This window comes from Candidatus Erwinia dacicola (assembly GCF_001756855.1).
GTDB lineage: Bacteria > Pseudomonadota > Gammaproteobacteria > Enterobacterales > Enterobacteriaceae > Erwinia > Erwinia dacicola.
This window is the reverse complement of the sequence record NZ_MAYS01000369.1, coordinates 1-2,111: the sequence shown is the minus strand read 5'-3', so window position 1 is coordinate 2,111 and position 2,111 is coordinate 1. Positions and strand designations below refer to the sequence as shown.

Below are 2,111 nucleotides of genomic sequence, written 5' to 3'. Positions count from 1 at the left end.
TCATTTTGATACTGATCGTGTATACCTCAAGAACACCGACATCCTTTGACTGGCGCGGCATTGGTCGAAATGTGGGATTTGATACACGCCGCGAAAAAATGATTTAAAACTGATTTTTTCGAACGGTATTTGATACTCGAATGATTGTTACTTGTGTGAGTTTGAACTGCGTTTAAATCGCTTTTGATTCTCGTTTAAGCAGGCGACTAAGAAAGTTGGTCGAACTCAATAATCTCTAAAAAAATATGCATTACATCTGACAGCTAGCGGCTGTCTACGCTTACTTAGCCAGCCCGCTGGTGGTTTGCTAGCGGGTCGCCTGGTGCTGGCTCTTGATCCCCCTCAGAATCCCCCTCTTTAATCTGCCTATAAAGGCGCAGCACGCGCTCTCTATCGCTTTCAGGGATTTGTAGAAACTCATCCATAGCTGACATGCCATTTAGGGCTGAAATAATGCCTGAAACACCACGCAGAATGATGGCATCCGCCAGAATACGACCTTGCTCTGCAGGCAAGCGTTGTAAGATGGCATCCAATACCGGGTCAACCGGTGATTGTGGCGTTGCTCCCTCAGTATCGACCTTTTGTTCGACCCCACAAACAAGCCATACAAGCGAAACGCCACACGCTTCAGCAACCAGAGCTGCGCTATCTATACCGGGATAGATATCACCTCGAAGATATTTCCTTACGGTGGTCTCTGACATCCCGCTCCTTCTGGCAAGCTCATTGTTGCTCATACCGTTCATAGCCTCTTTCAGGCGTTCACCAAATCGGTTTATTCCACTCGACACAAAAATCCGATCTCGGTTTTTTGTGTTTGGCTCGGTCTTTTCTTTATATCCCATTGTTTATCCTCACTAAATAAGCACTATAAGCCCTAAAAGCACACCAGAAAGTGCGGACAAAAAACCGATAAATTCATTTGACTGCGGATTATTGTTTGCATAGATTTAAATGCATCCGATAACCTGATTTGATTATCGGGTTAGATAAACCTGAGAGGATCACACAATGCAGTTTCCTAAACAAGATCTGACACATGTCTTCGTTACTCCCGGTCAGGACTGGCCCAGCGACCTCATCATCGCAGCGCTCAAAAAAGCAGGTTTCAGCGTGCCAGTCCTGGAAGCTGAGTTGGGAATTGGTGCTGGCTCCCTGCGTAACGCGTTTTATCGCCACGTTCCGAGATATGAGCATCTTATCGCACAAAAAATCGGGCTTTCACCAGATGTAATCTGGCCGAGCCGTTACAGCTCAGATAATCGCCAGAGCGCGTGATCGGAGGGCATGAGATGTCTGTCTGGTTAACCGCTAAGGAATGCTCATCCCTGCCTGGTATGCCGAGCATGGGACATAACATTCGTAACAAACTGGATAAGCTGACCGGAGGTAATGATTCGCTGCGCCGCCGCCGTCAGGGCACTAAAGCTTTCGAGTATCACGTTGATTGTCTGCCGGACGCCGCACGTGAAGCTGTTCAGGCCCGCATGGCGCGTCAGCTGCTGGCACAGTCTGCTTCCCTTCCGGCCAGGGCGACCACCACCAGTGAGCTGGTCACGGGAGCCGGTGGCGAGAAAGTGCAGCGCGAGCTGGCGTTATATCGTAAATGTCCGGCCCTGCAGGAGAAGAAGCTGCGCGAGCTGACCGACAGCCAGAAAGCAGTCGGCGATGCGCGGATGGTGCTGGTTCAGGAGGTGTTACGCCTTATGGACAACAGCGAAAACGGCGGTCTCAGCATGAAGCGCAAACAGGCGGTCGAGTTTATTGCCGACGCTTCTGTCGCCGGGACGCTGCCAGATTATGTGCAGCGGGCCGCCGATATCGCCAACGCCCGCAAGGGTGCCACCCGCGCCGGGGTCAGCGTGCCAACGCTTCAGCGCTGGCTGTCAGCCTGGATGGCTGCGAATACGGTGGGCGAGCGTATGGCTCTGCTGGCACCGGGTAAGGTCAGCAAAAAAGAGGTATTCCAGTATTCATGGATGCCGGACTTTATGCGCTTCTGGCGCGATACCAACAAACCCACCGTCATGATGGCATACGAGAAGTTTGCGAAGTGGTCGGTTGAACAGTACGGAGACAACGAGATCATGTTATCCTTGCTACGGAAG

Annotated in this window: 3 protein-coding genes; 2 read left to right on the top strand and 1 reads right to left on the bottom strand. The window is 51.2% G+C overall.

The features are described 5' to 3' along the window. Positions 1 to 284: 284 nt before the first annotated feature. The gene (locus tag BBW68_RS10525; protein ID WP_070135323.1) at positions 285 to 848 is read right to left on the bottom strand and encodes a helix-turn-helix domain-containing protein; all 564 of its coding nucleotides are present in this window, start codon (positions 846 to 848) and stop codon (positions 285 to 287) included. Between the two features lie 166 nt (positions 849 to 1,014). On the opposite strand from BBW68_RS10525, the gene BBW68_RS10520 reads away from it, so the two are divergent. Then, positions 1,015 to 1,281 (top strand): helix-turn-helix domain-containing protein, encoded by a 267-nt coding sequence (locus tag BBW68_RS10520; RefSeq protein ID WP_070135322.1) that lies wholly within the window; start codon positions 1,015 to 1,017, stop codon positions 1,279 to 1,281. A 14-nt stretch (positions 1,282 to 1,295) separates the two neighbouring features. Next, a partial coding sequence (locus BBW68_RS10515) for a DNA-binding protein (RefSeq protein WP_276325388.1) occupies positions 1,296 to 2,111 on the top strand: 816 nt, incomplete at its 3' end.